This window comes from Halobacterium sp. NMX12-1, from assembly GCF_040435975.1.
In the GTDB taxonomy this organism is placed as follows: domain Archaea; phylum Halobacteriota; class Halobacteria; order Halobacteriales; family Halobacteriaceae; genus Halobacterium; species Halobacterium hubeiense.
Genome location: NZ_CP159205.1, coordinates 40,823 through 55,735, shown reverse-complemented (window position 1 = coordinate 55,735; position 14,913 = coordinate 40,823). Strand labels below are relative to the sequence as shown.

Below are 14,913 nucleotides of genomic sequence, written 5' to 3'. Positions count from 1 at the left end.
ATACACCCCGGTTCACAAACGCGAATATGCCATCGACGATCCGACGAGTGAGACGGCTACTCCAGGGGGTCCGCCTAGGAGTATAGTACCAGTACTGATTGGGCGTTTTCACCTCCTCAACTGAATAACGAACCGGCATTAGAAACTACTGTTACTGCTCGTACTGGGGGAGGTGGTAGAGCGCGCCGATATCGAGGCCACGGGCCGCGAGCGTGTCGCGGAGCGCGTCCCAGTCGGTGACGTTCGTGAACCCGAGGTAGTGGCGGCCGAGGACCGTTTCTCGGCCGAGGAGCAGGCTATATTCGGTTTCTTCGGTGTAGACAAGATTTCCGCCGTTGACGCGCTCGGTGGCGGTGTCGGCGGGAATCGTAGTCGGGTGGGATGCTTCCGGGGTGGTAGCGCTTTGTGCCATCGCAGTTGAAGACACGCACCGGACTGTAAAAAGCGTTACGATAGAATACGGGTGTATCTAAGCGGAGTGCTTCGGCTCCCCAATCTCCCGCACCCTCGCCAACACCAACTGCGACGGGTCAAAAACCGCCGTTGAAAGCTCTGCCGCCACGTGAACCGCGTGGTCCTCCTCCGGCTCCGCCTCGACGTCCTCCTCGTCACAGACAACCCACGAAGCCCGCACCTCGCCGCCGGCCTTGCTCGCCAACACGAAGACGTCGTCGCCGTTCGAGAGTGGCTTGTTACAGTAGTCACAGAGTGCTGACGGGCCGTGTCCGCCGACTTTCGTCCCGTTCAGGCCGCGTTTGATAACGGGCGGGAGGCTCATGCCATCACCTCGGAGCGCAGCCGCTTCAGGTGGTCGTGGAGCCAGTCGTTTCGGCCGGGCAGCTCGCGAACGAGCGCGTGGCGGTCGTGGTCCGCGTAGACTTGGCCGTCCGCGAAGATGACGTACAGCACGGTCGGGTTGGTGTAGCCGGCTTTTTTGAGCGCGGGCGATTCGACGGGGAGCATTTCGACTACGCGAATTACATAGCCTGAGCCTTCGCCTTCGACGTATTCGGTCGCTGCGGTGGGATTCGCGGTATCGCTTTGTGCCATTGCACTCGGGGAGACGCACCGGATTGACTTAATCGTTACGATAGAATACAGGCGTACTAAATACACCTGAATACTATCGTAACGCTTTTTACAGTCCGGTGCGTCAACCCGAATGCATCCCACGATGGCACACCTCGTAACCCTCGACAAAACCGACGACGACAGCACAGACAGCGCCAGCCGGCGCGAGAAAGCCCGTACCGAGGAAATGGTCGTCATCCCCGAAATGACGGCCGACGGCTTCGCGACCGGCCTCTACGACGTCCACTCCGGCAGCGGCTCGGCGTACACCGTCGACCTCGACGCCGTCATCCCCTGCGACTGCCCGGACATGGAATACAACTCTCCAGAAAACGGCTGTAAGCACTTCCAGCGCGTCCAAATGATGGTGGACGAAACGCCGCTCCCCGCGCCTGACGAGCCAGCGGAGGATTACCTCGCGGCGCTTGCTGACGCTCGCGACAACCTGCTCGACTCGCTGGCGTTTCACGAGGAACGCGCGGCGACCCTCAACTACCTCGTAGAGGCGGCCGACAACGCGCTCGACAACTAACTCCCTACAGGACGATGACTGAGTTTTCCACTCGCTACGACCGCACAGCGGACGTTCTCGCGCGACTTGAGGCGATAACACAGTTCGGGTTCGGGCGCTTCGACGTGTTCCGCGACTGGACGCGTCTCATGACTCACGCCCTCGCTCGCGACGACGACGCATATCTCGACGTCCTCGACCGCTACGCGGACGCGAACGCGGAGGCCGACCGTGGCGACCGGCCGGCGGACCACTTCGCGGCCGCGTTCGGGGAGCTGCGGGCGGCGACCGCGGCCGTCGGCGGTGACGTCCTCGGAGACGCCTATGAGGCATACGGGATGGCGTCTGACGCATTCGGCCAACACTTCTCTCCGCCGGCCGTAGTACGTCTACTCGCGGCCCTCCAAGACGTTGGCACGACTGACGGTGAGGGAGCAACGCAGGTGAGCGACCCAGCATGCGGGAGTGGCCGGCTGCTGCTCGCTGGCATCGACGCCGCGGATGGCCCCGTGGTGTGTCTCGGCGTGGACAAAGACGAGGTCTGTGCGCGGATGGCGGCGCTCAACTGCTGTCTCGTGAACGTTGACGCGGTCGTGGTCCATGGGGACGCGCTGACGTTCGAGGGCTATGGGGCGTGGCGGACGTCTCGGACGGCTTCGGGTGGGGCGTTGGAGGCTGTCGATCCGGAGGCAGTCGGCTTCGACTGATACACCCATATTCTATCGTAACTCTTTTTACAGTCCGGTGCGTGCCTTCTGATATGGCACAAAGCGACGACACGTGTAAGCGGTCGACCTGCTCGAAACCGCGGCAAGGCGGCACGGGCCAATACAGCGCCTTCTGCTCGACAGAGTGCGGCCTCAAGCACGAACACGTCAAAGCCGACGCCCGCGACGCTCGCCGAGACGCTGAACGCGGCTCTCGCGACCGCCACAACCCCCGGAGGTTCTAAACCGATGCCCGCGACAATCTCGCCCGGTACGGCGCTGTTCGAGCTTGACGCGGCCGCTGAAACCTACCACGAGTGGCTGGTCGCTGACGTCATCGCGACCACGAACGGCCACGCGGCCATCCTCACAGACGGCCACCAGCGCGCCACCGTCGACATCGACCGCCTCCGCGCGACCGTGACCGACGAATCCGACCCCTCGTGGGTTCCCGCAACCTACGCCGGCACAGACGACGCCGGCGACCCCTCGTGGATTCCCCACCCCCGCCGCGCCAACCCCGCGGCCGACGTCGGCCACTCGGTCGACCTGCGGACCGCTCCCGACACACCTAGCGAGCTCACGTTCGAGAAAATCGAGGGGCGTGGCAGCCGCCGGGAGGTCAACGCGTTCCTCAACGGCGCTCGCGACGGCCTCGTGTTCCACGCGCTCGGCGGCGTTGCCTCGTGGAAAGCCGCGTTCGCGGCACGCTACGACGGCGCACTCGTCTCCGTGCTGGTCCTCCACCACTACCACCCGTCGACAAACGGCCGCGAGATTGCCGTGACGCGACTCGCGAACCATACCAACGCTCCCGCGAACACGTCGACGTGGATGCTCGCCCATGCTCGCAAGTGGGCCGAGCGCGCCGGCTACGACCGCCTCGCAACCTACGCGGGCGTCGACGGCAACGACGGCACGTGCTACCGCGCATACGGCTTCCAGCCGGCCGGCGACCCTGTGGAGGTCTCCGGGACCACGTGGACAGGCGACGGCGCCGAGACGGAGACGTGGCGGAAACAGAAGTACGTCTACGACCTCGCACCGGAGACGTACCGCGACAAATCCCCAGAGTGGGCTGTCGAAACGGTCTGCGACCGCGTCGTCGTCCCTGACGACCCGACCGCGTCGACGGAGGTGTCGGCCTGATGGTAAACCGTCCACCGCTTCCGACCGACTACGACGTCCCGGAGCGCGTCGGCCGCTGGACCTACGACGCGAACTCGGGGAAGAACGCTCACGCGTGGTACGGCCCCGACCGCGAAACCGCAGTCGGCGTCTTCGCGAACGCCGCCACGATTGACGCGTACGTCTTCGAGGAACGCTGCTACGGCCTCGACCGGAAACAGCAGGTCGCTGGCTGCCCCCAGCCCGACGATGACGACGACGTCGCGGCGGCCGTCCGTGAGGTCATCGAGGACGCAGTGGCGTGGATGCAGTCCACGACGCCGACCGAGTGGGAGCATCCGGACGTCAACCGGCACGTCTTCGATGCTCCGACTGGCTACGAGCTCGCGTTCTACGAGCTCTCCTCGCGCCAGCACCTCGTCTACTACCACCGGGAGGACGCACCGGAGTATAGCTCGCTGTACCGCGAGAACAAGGCCGCGGGCGAGGAGACGCCTGTGACGCCGGCGACGTATCCGTACCTTGTTATCGAGTGCTGGCGCGGCAGCGGGAACGCCACGCTGTCGCTGGCGCCGTGGAAGCGCGCGCACGACTCCGAGCGCGTGGAGGTCCGCGACCTGCCCGATGAGTGTGGGCTGGATATCGCGCTCAAGTACGCCCGCGAATACGCTCGTGAAGAGGTCATCGAGGACGATACCGACGCCGACCCCGTGGGACAGGTGGGCCTCGACACGTTCGCGGAGGGGTCCCCATGACTGGCTCCCACGAGGTCGTCCTGACCTACGACTGCCCGCTTGCCGGCGCCGAACACCACGTCCCCGGCCCCGACGTCCGCGTCATGAAAATCGGGGACGGCGGGTTCGTCGTCGCCTGCGACTGCGCGGCCGAACCCCTGACGGCCGCCGACGAGCAGCCCACCCGACGCGCGACCACCTCGTCAACATCTACGTAGACGGCCCCAGCCCCCGGCAGTGGCTCATTCTCGAAAATGCGGCCAACGGCTGGTACAACACGACTGCGTGGGACTGCCCGGAGGACTATGAGGGGACGCACGGCCAGCGCCGCGCGAACTTCCGGGAGCGCATCGAGGAGATCGCGGACGCGAACGACCGGAGCAAACGTGGCGGCGCCGATGAGACGGACGTCGCTGCGCGTGGCGTCTCGTGTCCTGACTGCGGGGCTGGTGCGGGCCGGAAGTGCCAGCGTCCGGGCGGTCATCGCGTTCGGAAGAGCCATCGAGCGCGGAAGGATGCTGCTCGCGAACAGGGGCTCCTCAATGATGGCCGCGAGGAGGTTGGCGAGCAGGCGGCGATAGAGGCGTGGGCGTGAGGGTGGCCGACTGTCGTGACTCTACGGCCGCGCACCCCGTTATCGATTTGTTTCGACGTTTGCCGGCGTACGCCGGGAGTTTCAAGCTCCTGTATTGTGTGTTCTCCGACCGAACAGATGCTATCTGAGGACCGCCCTGATGGGCCGCTCACCGGCCTCCTCCACGAGTACGGCCAGCGCCTCAACGCGGCCGAACGCCACACCGCCGCAGAAGGCTACAGTACAGACGCACAGGTCGTGCTCAACTCCTACGACCGCGTCCTGCACCCGTGGCTGCACGGCCGCCGGCTGCCGGACCTCCTCGACCGCTACGGCCACCCCCTCGAACACGTGGGGTTCGTGGTCGGCCTCGCACTCGGCGTCCTCCGGTACGGGCCGCAACGACTAGCTGACCGGCTCCATGGTCGCGTATGGTGAGGTTTCGCTGCACGCGCTGTAAACGGCCGTTCGACAGTTACCGCACGTTCCGAAACCACGACTGCCGGGGCTTCCCCGCCGACAGTCGCTCCTCTGGATAGCGTAGATATACCCTATTTCGTACGAGGTCCGATTCGCCTGACCAAGCTGTTAGAACGTCGTTGGTTGAATTCCTGTTAAGGTCTACGTCTGCGGTTCCGGTCCGTTCACGTACAGCGTGAGGCTGTCCACGGAGTCGACACCGGACCCACTCAACTGCGTTGAGAACGTGTGGTCTTCGTTCGGACCAGGACGCTGGATGGTTGTTTCGGGATTGCCGACTTCCTCCCCACCAGCCTTCAGTACTGCTTCGAACTCGACGACCCGACGAATCTGCTCGCTGACGATCAGCGTTCCACGAACTTCGATAACATCACCACGTTTGTACGCTGCGAGGTCTTCCACCTTCGCTGGCGGATTCGACTCGTAGGTAATCCGCTCGCCTTCGGGGAAGTCGAACGTAACCTCTTGACTGAGATTGAGCTGAGTCCACTCTTCAGCCTCAGTCGTTCCGCTACTACTGTCGTTGTTTCCGTTGTTGCTTCCACTACTGTCGCCACCGCTGGAACAGCCTGCTAGAGCAACCGCTGCTGTGCTACTAACCGCCGTAAGGAGAGTGCGTCGTTTCATCGTTGTATCTGGGTTGTGTTCAGATTAGAACTCATAATTCTATTTATTCTTCTCTACTAATCTTGAGTGTAGAATCTGCATTAGCAACTACTGCTACCTCGTTTGCCGGCGCTGAGATACACCTATATTCTATCGTAATACGTAAGTCGTGGCGGTGCGTCATCGAGCTCATGGCACAACGCGACACCTCGACAGGCGGCATCCCGGAGCGGTACGCCGCCGAAATCGAAGCCCGGAACGCACTCACGGAAGCGTGCCCCGTCGACGTCTACGCGTACAGCATCAGCCCCCGGTGGTCGTGGCCGTGGAAACTCCAATCCTACTACGAAGCCCGGCCCGGCGCTGCTGACTCCTGTGACTCGCTACTCATCGACTCGGGAAGCCGGCGCGTCGGCACGATGCACGGCATCATCGAGGCCGTCGAAAAGACGGACGCCGACGCGGTTATCCCGCCGGACCCAACGCCGAAGACAGACGCCTACGACGACCTCACACCGTCGGTGCATGCCAGCGAAACGGCCAGCCACTACTGGACGGCCATCGAACGCCTCCCCGACGACTGCGACGTCCTCGTGCCGATTCACGCCCCGTACGTCGACTACCTCGACGCGCTCCGCTCGTGGGACCCCGAGCGCGTCCAGGGCTACCGCGACGACCCCGCTTTCGACTATCCGAAGTCTGAGCGTGAGCGCGAACAGTATCTCGCCGGCCGCGCGAACTACTCGCTGACCTACGACCTCGTCGACGCCGCGGGCGGCGTGGCGGTCGGCGGCCTGCTCGCGCTCGACGTCGACGAACGGATCGCGGCGCTGCGGGAGGTCCGCAAGAACGTCGGTCGCGATGTCCACGTTCACGCGCTTGGTCTGGGGACGGACCTGCGTGTTATCAAGGCGGTGCGTGAGTCGCCCGGACTGATTGATAGTTTGGACGTCTCGACGTTTGAGCTAGCGCCGGGGAACAACAAACTCCCGGACCGGACGTGGACGCAGCAGCGTCACATGATGCCGGCGGGGACGGATGTGACGACGGTGCGGTCCCAGTATGCGGTGGCGGTGGCGACCCAGTTCGCGCATATGCTCTCGCCGGAGCTCTGCCGGGATGACGTTCTTGAGGACGCGTTCGAGGAACTCGACAGCCAATAATACACCTGCATTCTATCGTAACTCTTTTTACAGTCCGGTGCGTCTAATCGAGTGCAATGGCACAAAGCGCCACCCCCGGCGACGACTCCGGCCTCGACCTCGAAGCGCACGTTGGCGACGAACTCTGCCGGCCCGACATGCAGTACAGCCTCGGCATCCTCCGCGACCCACGGCCGTACGCCGACCACGCTCAATTCGAACGCCCGGACGGCACGACCATCCCCCGGACTGAGCGCACTATTCAGACGTTCCTCGACTCCGGCGGCGAGTGGCAGACCCCCAACACCGACGCGAAAGAAAACCTCGCGGAGGGATACGATGGCTGACACCACCAACGACACCCACCGGCGCTACGATGGGGAGCCAGAGGACCGCGTCTCGATGCAGCCGGCGCACGTCGACGCTGCGCTGAGGACTGCTCACTCCCGTCTCACCTTCCAGTACGGCCCGGTCTGGCAGGGTGATTACTGGACGCTCATGTGGGAGGGTCTGACCGGCCGCTGGGAGTCCATTCGCGACCGTGACGACCACACCGATGAGGTCCAACAGAAACTCGTCGCGTTCGACGGCGGCAAGGACGTCGGCCGTGCAACCTCGCAGAGCGAGCACGTCACTGAGCAATCGGACATCCTCGTCGGCCGCCCTATCGCTCGCGACCGGCTTCGAGCGGTCGCATCCGGGTTCCTTGTGACCTGCACGGCAAGCCACTGCTGCTGGCAAGGAGTGTTCCCGGACCCGAACCTCGCAGCGACGGCAGCGGAACGCCACTACGACCACGACCGCCGGAACGGCAGCTATCACTACGGCACGAAAACGTACACCGTCGTCGAGCTCGTGGACCGGGCGACAGCCTACACAGTCGACGAGTCCACGCTTGGACTCGGCGTTGAAGACGACCGGCTTCGAACTATCGACGACGATGTTCGCAAGCACGAGTTCCCGCGGACCACCGGCAGCGTCTCTGATGCCGTGCAACGCGGAGACCGTATCATGCTCCCGTCGGAACGAACGCAGAAGGTCTACCGCGTTTCGGAAACGCGGTCGCTTGGCCTACCAACGTGGACTGTGGTGTACGTCGATGAAGACGTTGACTTGGCGGACGCGACACGAGAGGACTTCTACTGGAAGAACGAGCAAATCGCTCGCGACGGCCAGGTCTTCACGCGGTACGGCCCGGACTCGCCGGCCGCGCCGTCCTTCGAGGTCCTCGGGCAGGCCGACCACCAAGCCAACCTCGGCGCGTTTAACGGGGAGACGTCCGCGTGACGCTCGCTAATGACCAGAGTGGTGGACTCGACCGCCAGAAGGGAACGACGGCTCGTGGTGAGTGACGCCACCGAGGCGTCCAACTTCGAGGGCGGTCCGACTGGACGTCTGCGGGGACGAGTCCCCCACGCGTCGATGCACTCCAACCGTCGGCGTCAGACGGCGAAGCACAACGTTCAACCGCTCACAGGGCGACGTCTCGGCAACTAATGGCACAAGGCGACACCGACCCTCACGACGACGAACCAGCCGTTGACCTAAGCGACCTCATCCGGCTGAAAGTCGCCTCGAACGAGACGTCGTGGGTCCTGAATATGACCGATCCGCTTCGGGACGCAAACATCGAAGCCGGCGACCACGTCGACGTCGATCTCCTCTGGGAGGACGACAGCCCGATGCTCGTCTTCGGGAAGGTCCCAGCCGATGTAGCTGATTCTGACGACGATGCCGCCCGCACTCGGACTGTGACCGACCGCGGGAAAAATCTGAGCGTGAAGCCTCCCCGCGAGCTCCTGGAAGCTGACTCGGAGTACGGTGCTGGCCTCGGCCTCGACCGTGGCGAGTACGACAATAACGACCCACTGTGCTTCGACGCGCTCGTTGAGGACGGCCTTGTTGCGCTCGCTCCGGTCGGCTACGAATCCACGCTAACGGCCTCACAGGAGGGAGAGACGCCAGCGTCTGAGCCGTCGGCTGACAGCACCGAAGATGACTCGCCGTCGGAGACGTCCGGGGAAGACGCTGCATCGCGCCATCCGCTCTCGGAGGAAGCCGTCTCGGCGGCCGCTCAAGCAACTGGCGTGTCGACGACCGCGCTACGGGACGCACTCGCGACCGTCGCGACCACCGTCGACGTCGACGAGCTCGCAACCGCGCCCGACTACGACCGACTCGACGTCGACGACCACCGCGTGGTGGTTGTCCCCGACCGGGTCTGGAGCGATCTGCAGGCGCGGCTCGACCTCGAGGATGACGTCCTGGACGCTGCCCGGCTCGCGCATACGCGGATGGCAGAAACGCTCGTTGTGGATGCTGGCGCGAGAGAATACCGGCGATTCTCCCAAGAATACGACGCGCTCGTCGTGTAGGCAGCCGGCGTTTAGGTGGGCCGGCGAGAGACGGCGAGGAAGGCCAAGACGCAGGAAGTTGGTGGCAAGGAATCTGGTTCGCCGGAGTAAAGGTAGGATGTCAACTGTAGACGGTGTCGCGAGTGTCGATTTCTAGGACTCTGAGTTCGTTCTGGTTGGTGTGCCAGTCGATGATTGCACGGCGTTTGCCGATTCGAAGCGAGTAGTCGTCTCGGCCCTTGAGTGGCTTCAAATGCCGGCTGGGGCTGTCGCCGGCTTCGTCTAGTTTGGAGCGGATTCGGTCCTCAATATCGTTGGGGAGTGCGTCCAGTTGCTTCTCGACATCAGGATGCAACAGTACCGTCGCCATCCGTACCTAGAGCTCAGTCCATTCGTCGGAGTCTTTCCGGTCTTCGATGGTTTCGGCAGTTTCAGTGCTGAGATCGGGAGCGACTTCGGCCCACCAGCCGACTGCTCGTGCGCCGAGTTTCTTTCGTGAGACGAGGCCTTGATCGGCCATCTCTTCGAGTCGGTTGCGGACGCCTTCGGGGGTGATTTGTTTGCCGAATCGACGCAATCCGTCTGCGACCTCGGGAGCGGTGAGGACAGGGTCGTCTTCATAGTCGAAGACTTTGAGGATGTCCTGCTCGGTCACCGTCTCTTTGAATTGGCCGGTATCGTCGCGTCCTTGGCTCATAGTCTGGATTTAGCGCCCGAACCCCATAACCGTTTGGCTCGTGCAAACCGGCCATGAGCCACCAGAAATGCTGCTGATAGAGGCTGGACGAGCGAGTATCTAGAATCGGAGTTAGGGTGCAGCAGTGGCCGTGTCGCCAGTCTCTGGATCGAATGGGAGATTGATGACGAGTTCGTCGAACCAGACGACTGGGCGCTTCCGCTGGCCGTCTTCCTCGAAGAAGATGATGCCCAGTTGGGCGAGGCGGCTAAGTTCCTCGTGGACGTTCTTCACGTCTCGGTCAACGACCCGAGCGGCTTCGTTGATGCTGTCTGGTTGTTCCTGCCGGATCGCTTCGATGAGATCGAGGACACGCGGCGTCAGGGTCTCCATCAAGTCGTCGTAGCTGGTGAACGAGAGCGTCGGCGTAGAGTCTACCGTGTCGCCCTGTTCGAGAGCCGTGATGTTGTCGGTAACATCGTCGTGGAACTCGCTGGACGGTGTCACGGTCACAACAAGGGTTGATTCGGCAAGGAGCTGTTCGCGCTCCATCGGGTGCAGCGGCGGCGTGGAATCATTCATTGGTATCACCGTTGTCTGATGGCCTCATTTGACCTCGAACTCGGATTTCGGAATCTCGCTCCAGAATTGTTCCCAGAGCTCGACCATTCCAGGGAACTCGATGATGTCTGGGTTCGGGTCTGGTGCAACGTGTCGTTCGTGTCCTTTCGTGTCTTCGTGCGAGTTGTCGTACCGGCGAATCGTTCCATCGTCAAGCGTGCGGGCCGGGTCCGGCTCTGTCGCGCCGTAGTGGAGTTTGTAGGCCCACCCGGACGGGTATGCGTCGCGGTCGGTCTGCATGCAGAACACACGGACCACGGTCTCGTCTGGGTACTTCCGCGCCTCGTTCACGCCGTCCAAGTCGTCGCCGGTCAGTGAGGCCATCCTCAACTATTGGTACACAGACCAATCTAATAACTCTATTGGCCCACAAACCAATAGGCTGAGAACTGGCAAGCTAGAACCCCGTCGACACCCTCAAAGAAGCACCACCACCGTGGAAAACACTACGCTCACCGATTTCACTCGTTGTCGGGCATCTAGTCGTCGCTGTTCTCGTCTCCGGCCGTGCTTGAGTCCTCCGTCCGGGTGTTGAACTCGGCGGTGTCAGTGTTTGACCGACTCCACTCGTCGGAGGACTCCGTGAGGTCGCTGCTCTCCATCTCCCGGGAGTCGTCTGGCTGATTATCCATGGCTGGCTCGTCCCCTCTCACAGACGCGTCTCCATTCGTCTCCATGCTGTCGTTAGTGGCTGTGGTGTCCTCGTATCAGTTGTTGGTAATACGATTTCTTTATTCAGACGCACCGCTGTATTTTTCTCGCCCGATTCAACCTGATTCTGGTGTTGCATTGGTGGCCAGTTAGTCGTTACTTCTCTGATTCTTGATACTGTTCGTCGAGGGGCTTCAGCCGCAGTTCCCCGAAGCCGTATCGGGAATGAGACCCGATCCGCTGGAGGCCGTTCTTCGCGGACTCCACCGGGCGGTCGCCGAGGTACTTCACGACCTGCCCGTGGTCCACTGTCTCCAGCCGGAACACCTCACGCTGTTCAAGGATCTTTTCCTCACGGAGCCGGAGATCGTCCCGGTTCTCCGCCCACCACCACGGGACAGTTCGGTCGTTGGCGTCCGGGTACTCCGACTTCAGCACGAACGGCGTCACCAACTCGATCAGGTACGTCTCCGCGCCTTCGAGCCGCGAGTAGTCCAGTTCATCGAGGTCCACCATCTGCGTATCCTTCAGCTGCACCTCGCCGTAGCCGTAGTTGCGCTTGCCGCCGAACTGGAGGTTCTCCAGCACGTCCTCGCCGAGCGGGAGCACCGTCGGGTCATCGGCGTGGAGGTAGGCGTGAACGTACCACTTCGTCGTCTGCTGCTGTTTTCGCTGGTCTTCCCGGCGGCCCATGATGGTCTTGTGAGCGAGCGCCGGGTGGCCGCCCTGGACGCGGAGATCGTGCGTGTTCAGTGCGTCCCGAGCGCGGGTATCCAGCAACCACGGGTGCATCGCCTCCCGCTGGAGGAAGAGGTCGTCGTACGCCTCCACGTCGGGAAGACCACTCCCGAGGTACGGGCGGATACCCGACTGCGTGTGTTCCTCGGGGAACGTCCCGAACTGGCCGGGCACGAAGACGCCGTGACTGGCCGACACCGCCGCGTGCGTCTCGGGATCGAGGTGCTGACCGAGGGCGTGTAGGGTGGCGTTCCCGCTCACGTAGTAGGGGTGGCCGATGTAGTCCATCCGCAGCTCCCACAGGACTTGCTGAATCGCCGTCATCGGTCGGGCCTCCATTCAGCGTAGTCCTCGATGTACTGGAGCGCCGCACTCCACGACTGCATCCGCCGAAGGTTGGCATCGAGCGTCATATCGTACTTGTCGCGGTCGGTATCGAGCGGGTGCGCCGTCAGGCGGTTCCACGCTGACGCCCACGACCGCCACGGGCGACTCCCGACCCGGGCCGACGGATTCCCGTCCGCGCTCTCGTCGATGCGGAGCGCGAAGCGGTTGCCGTCGTAGATGGTGCGGAACGGGACGACGTCGCCCTCCGGATCGACGATGAGCCGGAGATCGGCGAACTCGTGACCGGCGCGGTAGTTGTCCAAGAGCGCCGCCACGAGCAGCGTGTGGTACTTCAGGCTCGTGTACGGGTGATACACCGACTCGTTGAACGCAGCGGCCACGTCGCTTGTGAGCCACTGCTCGTGGGCCGCGTGTGCGTCCTCGATGGCGATGAGGTCCGCTATCTCGCTCTCGATGGTCGCCCGAGAGAACTCACCCGGGTCGTAGGCGGTCTCGCCGGTCAACAGCGAGAGCCGGTAGTGATCGTTGTGGGTTGGGACGGTCTGCTCCTGTTGCTGCTGCGGCCGCGAAAGTGCCGCCGCATCACCGTCCGCGCCCTGAGGCACCGACTGATTCACGGGCACGCCAGCGAACTCCTCACGGGCGTCCTCGTGACTCTCGCCGGTGAACTTGTGAGCGTCGTGGCGGAACGCCGTCAGCATCACATCGTTCATACATCTACCACGCGCTCTGCGAGCGCTTCTTGAAACGTCGGCAGATACGCTTCCTCCCACGTCTCGTCCTTCTCCTCCATCTTCTGCGTCTTGCCTTTGCCCCGGTCGAAGACGCGGCGGAGCTCGTGCTCCTCGTAGAGCGGATTCACGAGGTCGCAGTCCACGATCCCGCCGCCGAAGTTCCGAGCGCCACCGAGCTGGTGCATAAAGTCCGTCTGATGCTCATCGAGGAAGTCGATGGCCTCAGCGAGCAGCGCGACGAACTCGGGCTTGGTCTCTCGGAAGGAGAGATGCCAGCAACCGTCGAGGTTCCCGACAGCGTCCAGTTCGGCGTTCCTGAGCGGCTCTCGGTTGTCTTCCTCGTTCCGAGAGACGACGTTCCGGTTGATACGGCGGTAGTGACCTTCGGCCTGACCGCGCGTGTAGTCCACGCTGGAGCGGACCGGCGAGAACTGGATCGGGCGGCGCATCACCTTCCCGGGGCGATTCCCGAACCCACCGAAGAGGTCGAGAATCACGCATCCATCGTCGTCATCATCGTCGAGGCACGCGCCCTTCTCGTGGTAGCCAGCGTCGAGGTCGCGGTTGTAGACGCCGTCCTTGCGGAAGTTCGCGTTCGGTTCGCCGGGGTGGCAGGCGGTGCCGCCGCGCTCCTGAATGACCTTCTCCATCCCGTGGCGAAGCCACCCGGAGAGGGAGAACGCTGGGATGATACCGCCGATCTGGTTCTGGGGGTCGTCGTCCTCGTAGTTGCCGTTCGAGGCGTGATGGCGGTCGGTCATAATGCTGTCGCCGACTACCAGCAGGTCGGTCTGAATCCGAACGAACACGTCGCGGTCGATGTCTTCAATCATGGTCTCGTGGTGTCGTGGTGTCGTGTGTCGGTTTGCGTCCGATTCGATGGCGGTAGGCCGCCACCCGGAGTGCCCGCTCGGGGAGTCGAACCCCGGCGTACGGGTTTGCTCTCCCCCGGCCTGCCGACGACCGAGGACCGTCCCCGACCGTCATCGGTGGTGGGATGGGGGTTTGCCAACGTACGCGCACCGTGCAGCGGGCTCATGAGTGGTGCTGGTGAGGGTCAGCAGGCGTTTAGCGCGCTCTCCAGCGCGCCCAGAGAGCCGTAGGCGACGCCGCCGACCTCGTACTCGTGGAAGGTCTCACCGCCCTCTGTGCGGACAATGCGAGCCGTCACGCGGGCGTCACTGGTCTGCATCGTCGTCCTTCCTCGCGGCGTGCGCCTGTTCCAGTAGGTCGACGGCCAGCGCCTCGGCCTGTTCCGCGGAGAGATGCACAAGCGTCCCGACGGACTCGTCGTTGTCAGTACTGACCTCGAAGCCGAGCGGGACGCCACCGCGACCGACGGAGTTGGTCTCGACGGTGCCGGTCGGTTCCTCACACAGGGCGTCGAGTTCGGCGTTCACCAGCCCCGAGCGGACGTGTGCGAGGTTGCGCGTCGTCTCGTAGACCCACCGCTCGGCGTCGTCACGATCCGCCAGCTCCAGCAGGCGGTTCTGCTGGGCGGTGATCTCGGCGTCGGGCACGTCACCGGCGGCCGCCCCAGCGACGGCGGCGGCCGCTTGCAGGAACTGACGGCGCTGCATCACAGATCCTCCTGTATGGTTTCCCGCGCCTCGATCAGTCGGATGGTCCACGCGCCGGCCTCAGCGGCGCTGATTCCCGGAACTACGGTCCAGTCGGTGTTCTCGTGTTGGTCGATTAGCTCCGAGAGTTCGCGATCGGCTTCGAGGTTCTTAGCGTCCGATTCGTCTGCCGTGCCGGAATCCTGAAGTCCGGCGGATGTCTTCATTGGCATGCTTCGTCTGGTTGGCGAAGCACGGTCGGGCGTGCTCCAACACGCC

At 63.4% G+C, this 14,913-nt stretch carries 26 protein-coding genes; 11 read left to right on the top strand and 15 right to left on the bottom strand.

Going from position 1 to position 14,913, the window contains the following annotated elements; genetic code table 11:
* Window positions 1-151: 151 nt before the first annotated feature.
* From ABSL23_RS15910 to ABSL23_RS15900, 3 genes are read right to left on the bottom strand one after another with little or no spacing between them, the layout of a single operon-like run.
* The gene (locus ABSL23_RS15910) at window positions 152-412 is read right to left on the bottom strand and encodes a hypothetical protein (protein WP_353635530.1); all 261 of its coding nucleotides are present in this window, start codon (window positions 410-412) and stop codon (window positions 152-154) included.
* Window positions 413-469: 57 nt separating this feature from the next.
* Entirely contained in the window at window positions 470-778 is a 309-nt protein-coding gene (locus ABSL23_RS15905; protein WP_353635529.1) for a hypothetical protein, read from the bottom strand.
* The gene (locus ABSL23_RS15900) at window positions 775-963 is read right to left on the bottom strand and encodes a hypothetical protein (RefSeq protein WP_353635528.1); all 189 of its coding nucleotides are present in this window, start codon (window positions 961-963) and stop codon (window positions 775-777) included. The genes ABSL23_RS15905 and ABSL23_RS15900 overlap by 4 nt, the downstream gene beginning before the upstream one ends.
* 199 nt (window positions 964-1,162) lie before the next feature.
* On the opposite strand from ABSL23_RS15900, the gene ABSL23_RS15895 reads away from it, so the two are divergent.
* The 7 genes from ABSL23_RS15895 to ABSL23_RS15865 all read left to right on the top strand — a co-directional run bounded on the left by ABSL23_RS15895 (window position 1,163) and on the right by ABSL23_RS15865 (window position 5,163).
* Window positions 1,163-1,603, top strand: coding sequence for a hypothetical protein (locus tag ABSL23_RS15895; protein WP_353635527.1), 441 nt, complete (start codon window positions 1,163-1,165; stop codon window positions 1,601-1,603).
* Between the two features lie 14 nt (window positions 1,604-1,617).
* Window positions 1,618-2,289, top strand: a complete 672-nt coding sequence (locus tag ABSL23_RS15890; RefSeq protein WP_353635526.1) for an N-6 DNA methylase — start codon at window positions 1,618-1,620, stop codon at window positions 2,287-2,289.
* A gap of 53 nt (window positions 2,290-2,342) precedes the next feature.
* Window positions 2,343-2,534 (top strand): hypothetical protein, encoded by a 192-nt coding sequence (locus ABSL23_RS15885; protein WP_353635525.1) that lies wholly within the window; start codon window positions 2,343-2,345, stop codon window positions 2,532-2,534.
* A 4-nt stretch (window positions 2,535-2,538) separates the two neighbouring features.
* Window positions 2,539-3,438 carry a hypothetical protein gene (locus ABSL23_RS15880; protein ID WP_353635524.1) on the top strand — a complete coding sequence of 300 codons (900 nt, stop codon included), beginning with the start codon at window positions 2,539-2,541 and terminating at the stop codon, window positions 3,436-3,438.
* Complete coding sequence (locus tag ABSL23_RS15875; RefSeq protein ID WP_353635523.1) at window positions 3,438-4,172, top strand: hypothetical protein; 735 nt, start codon at window positions 3,438-3,440, stop codon at window positions 4,170-4,172. Before ABSL23_RS15880 ends, ABSL23_RS15875 begins: the two co-directional genes overlap by 1 nt.
* Window positions 4,169-4,369 carry a hypothetical protein gene (locus tag ABSL23_RS15870; protein WP_353635522.1) on the top strand — a complete coding sequence of 67 codons (201 nt, stop codon included), beginning with the start codon at window positions 4,169-4,171 and terminating at the stop codon, window positions 4,367-4,369. The genes ABSL23_RS15875 and ABSL23_RS15870 overlap by 4 nt, the downstream gene beginning before the upstream one ends.
* Before the next feature lie 494 nt (window positions 4,370-4,863).
* Window positions 4,864-5,163, top strand: coding sequence for a hypothetical protein (locus ABSL23_RS15865; RefSeq protein ID WP_353635521.1), 300 nt, complete (start codon window positions 4,864-4,866; stop codon window positions 5,161-5,163).
* A 183-nt stretch (window positions 5,164-5,346) separates the two neighbouring features.
* On the opposite strand, the gene ABSL23_RS15860 is transcribed toward ABSL23_RS15865, so the two are convergent.
* On the bottom strand, window positions 5,347-5,832 hold the full coding sequence (locus tag ABSL23_RS15860) for a hypothetical protein (protein ID WP_353635520.1): 486 nt from the start codon (window positions 5,830-5,832) through the stop codon (window positions 5,347-5,349).
* 170 nt (window positions 5,833-6,002) lie between these two features.
* Here ABSL23_RS15860 and ABSL23_RS15855 point away from each other — a divergent pair, with 170 nt between their 5' ends.
* The 4 genes from ABSL23_RS15855 to ABSL23_RS15840 all read left to right on the top strand — a co-directional run bounded on the left by ABSL23_RS15855 (window position 6,003) and on the right by ABSL23_RS15840 (window position 9,328).
* Window positions 6,003-6,974 carry a hypothetical protein gene (locus ABSL23_RS15855; RefSeq protein WP_353635519.1) on the top strand — a complete coding sequence of 324 codons (972 nt, stop codon included), beginning with the start codon at window positions 6,003-6,005 and terminating at the stop codon, window positions 6,972-6,974.
* Window positions 6,975-7,030: 56 nt separating this feature from the next.
* Window positions 7,031-7,300, top strand: a complete 270-nt coding sequence (locus tag ABSL23_RS15850; RefSeq protein ID WP_353635518.1) for a hypothetical protein — start codon at window positions 7,031-7,033, stop codon at window positions 7,298-7,300.
* Window positions 7,293-8,240: a hypothetical protein gene (locus ABSL23_RS15845; protein WP_353635517.1), complete on the top strand. Its 948-nt coding sequence runs from the start codon at window positions 7,293-7,295 to the stop codon at window positions 8,238-8,240. The genes ABSL23_RS15850 and ABSL23_RS15845 overlap by 8 nt, the downstream gene beginning before the upstream one ends.
* 209 nt (window positions 8,241-8,449) lie before the next feature.
* Window positions 8,450-9,328 carry a hypothetical protein gene (locus tag ABSL23_RS15840; RefSeq protein ID WP_353635516.1) on the top strand — a complete coding sequence of 293 codons (879 nt, stop codon included), beginning with the start codon at window positions 8,450-8,452 and terminating at the stop codon, window positions 9,326-9,328.
* A 100-nt stretch (window positions 9,329-9,428) separates the two neighbouring features.
* Here ABSL23_RS15840 and ABSL23_RS15835 read toward each other — a convergent pair whose 3' ends face one another.
* From ABSL23_RS15835 to ABSL23_RS15785, 11 genes are all read right to left on the bottom strand, one after another.
* Window positions 9,429-9,677, bottom strand: coding sequence for a hypothetical protein (locus ABSL23_RS15835; RefSeq protein WP_353635515.1), 249 nt, complete (start codon window positions 9,675-9,677; stop codon window positions 9,429-9,431).
* A gap of 6 nt (window positions 9,678-9,683) precedes the next feature.
* Window positions 9,684-10,004 carry a winged-helix domain-containing protein gene (locus tag ABSL23_RS15830; RefSeq protein ID WP_353635514.1) on the bottom strand — a complete coding sequence of 107 codons (321 nt, stop codon included), beginning with the start codon at window positions 10,002-10,004 and terminating at the stop codon, window positions 9,684-9,686.
* Between the two features lie 111 nt (window positions 10,005-10,115).
* Window positions 10,116-10,565 carry a hypothetical protein gene (locus tag ABSL23_RS15825; RefSeq protein ID WP_082687279.1) on the bottom strand — a complete coding sequence of 150 codons (450 nt, stop codon included), beginning with the start codon at window positions 10,563-10,565 and terminating at the stop codon, window positions 10,116-10,118.
* A 24-nt stretch (window positions 10,566-10,589) separates the two neighbouring features.
* Window positions 10,590-10,928 carry a DUF6516 family protein gene (locus tag ABSL23_RS15820; protein ID WP_353635513.1) on the bottom strand — a complete coding sequence of 113 codons (339 nt, stop codon included), beginning with the start codon at window positions 10,926-10,928 and terminating at the stop codon, window positions 10,590-10,592.
* A gap of 155 nt (window positions 10,929-11,083) precedes the next feature.
* Window positions 11,084-11,236, bottom strand: coding sequence for a hypothetical protein (locus ABSL23_RS15815; RefSeq protein ID WP_353635512.1), 153 nt, complete (start codon window positions 11,234-11,236; stop codon window positions 11,084-11,086).
* 175 nt (window positions 11,237-11,411) lie between these two features.
* Entirely contained in the window at window positions 11,412-12,332 is a 921-nt protein-coding gene (locus ABSL23_RS15810; protein WP_353635511.1) for a hypothetical protein, read from the bottom strand.
* Window positions 12,314-13,054, bottom strand: coding sequence for a hypothetical protein (locus tag ABSL23_RS15805; RefSeq protein ID WP_353635510.1), 741 nt, complete (start codon window positions 13,052-13,054; stop codon window positions 12,314-12,316). Before ABSL23_RS15805 ends, ABSL23_RS15810 begins: the two co-directional genes overlap by 19 nt.
* Window positions 13,051-13,908, bottom strand: a complete 858-nt coding sequence (locus ABSL23_RS15800; RefSeq protein WP_353635509.1) for a hypothetical protein — start codon at window positions 13,906-13,908, stop codon at window positions 13,051-13,053. Before ABSL23_RS15800 ends, ABSL23_RS15805 begins: the two co-directional genes overlap by 4 nt.
* Before the next feature lie 224 nt (window positions 13,909-14,132).
* The gene (locus tag ABSL23_RS15795; RefSeq protein WP_353635508.1) at window positions 14,133-14,267 is read right to left on the bottom strand and encodes a hypothetical protein; all 135 of its coding nucleotides are present in this window, start codon (window positions 14,265-14,267) and stop codon (window positions 14,133-14,135) included.
* Window positions 14,254-14,655: a twin-arginine translocation signal domain-containing protein gene (locus ABSL23_RS15790; RefSeq protein ID WP_353635507.1), complete on the bottom strand. Its 402-nt coding sequence runs from the start codon at window positions 14,653-14,655 to the stop codon at window positions 14,254-14,256. Before ABSL23_RS15790 ends, ABSL23_RS15795 begins: the two co-directional genes overlap by 14 nt.
* Window positions 14,655-14,861, bottom strand: a complete 207-nt coding sequence (locus tag ABSL23_RS15785; protein ID WP_353635506.1) for a hypothetical protein — start codon at window positions 14,859-14,861, stop codon at window positions 14,655-14,657. Before ABSL23_RS15785 ends, ABSL23_RS15790 begins: the two co-directional genes overlap by 1 nt.
* Between the last annotated feature and the right edge of the window lie 52 nt (window positions 14,862-14,913).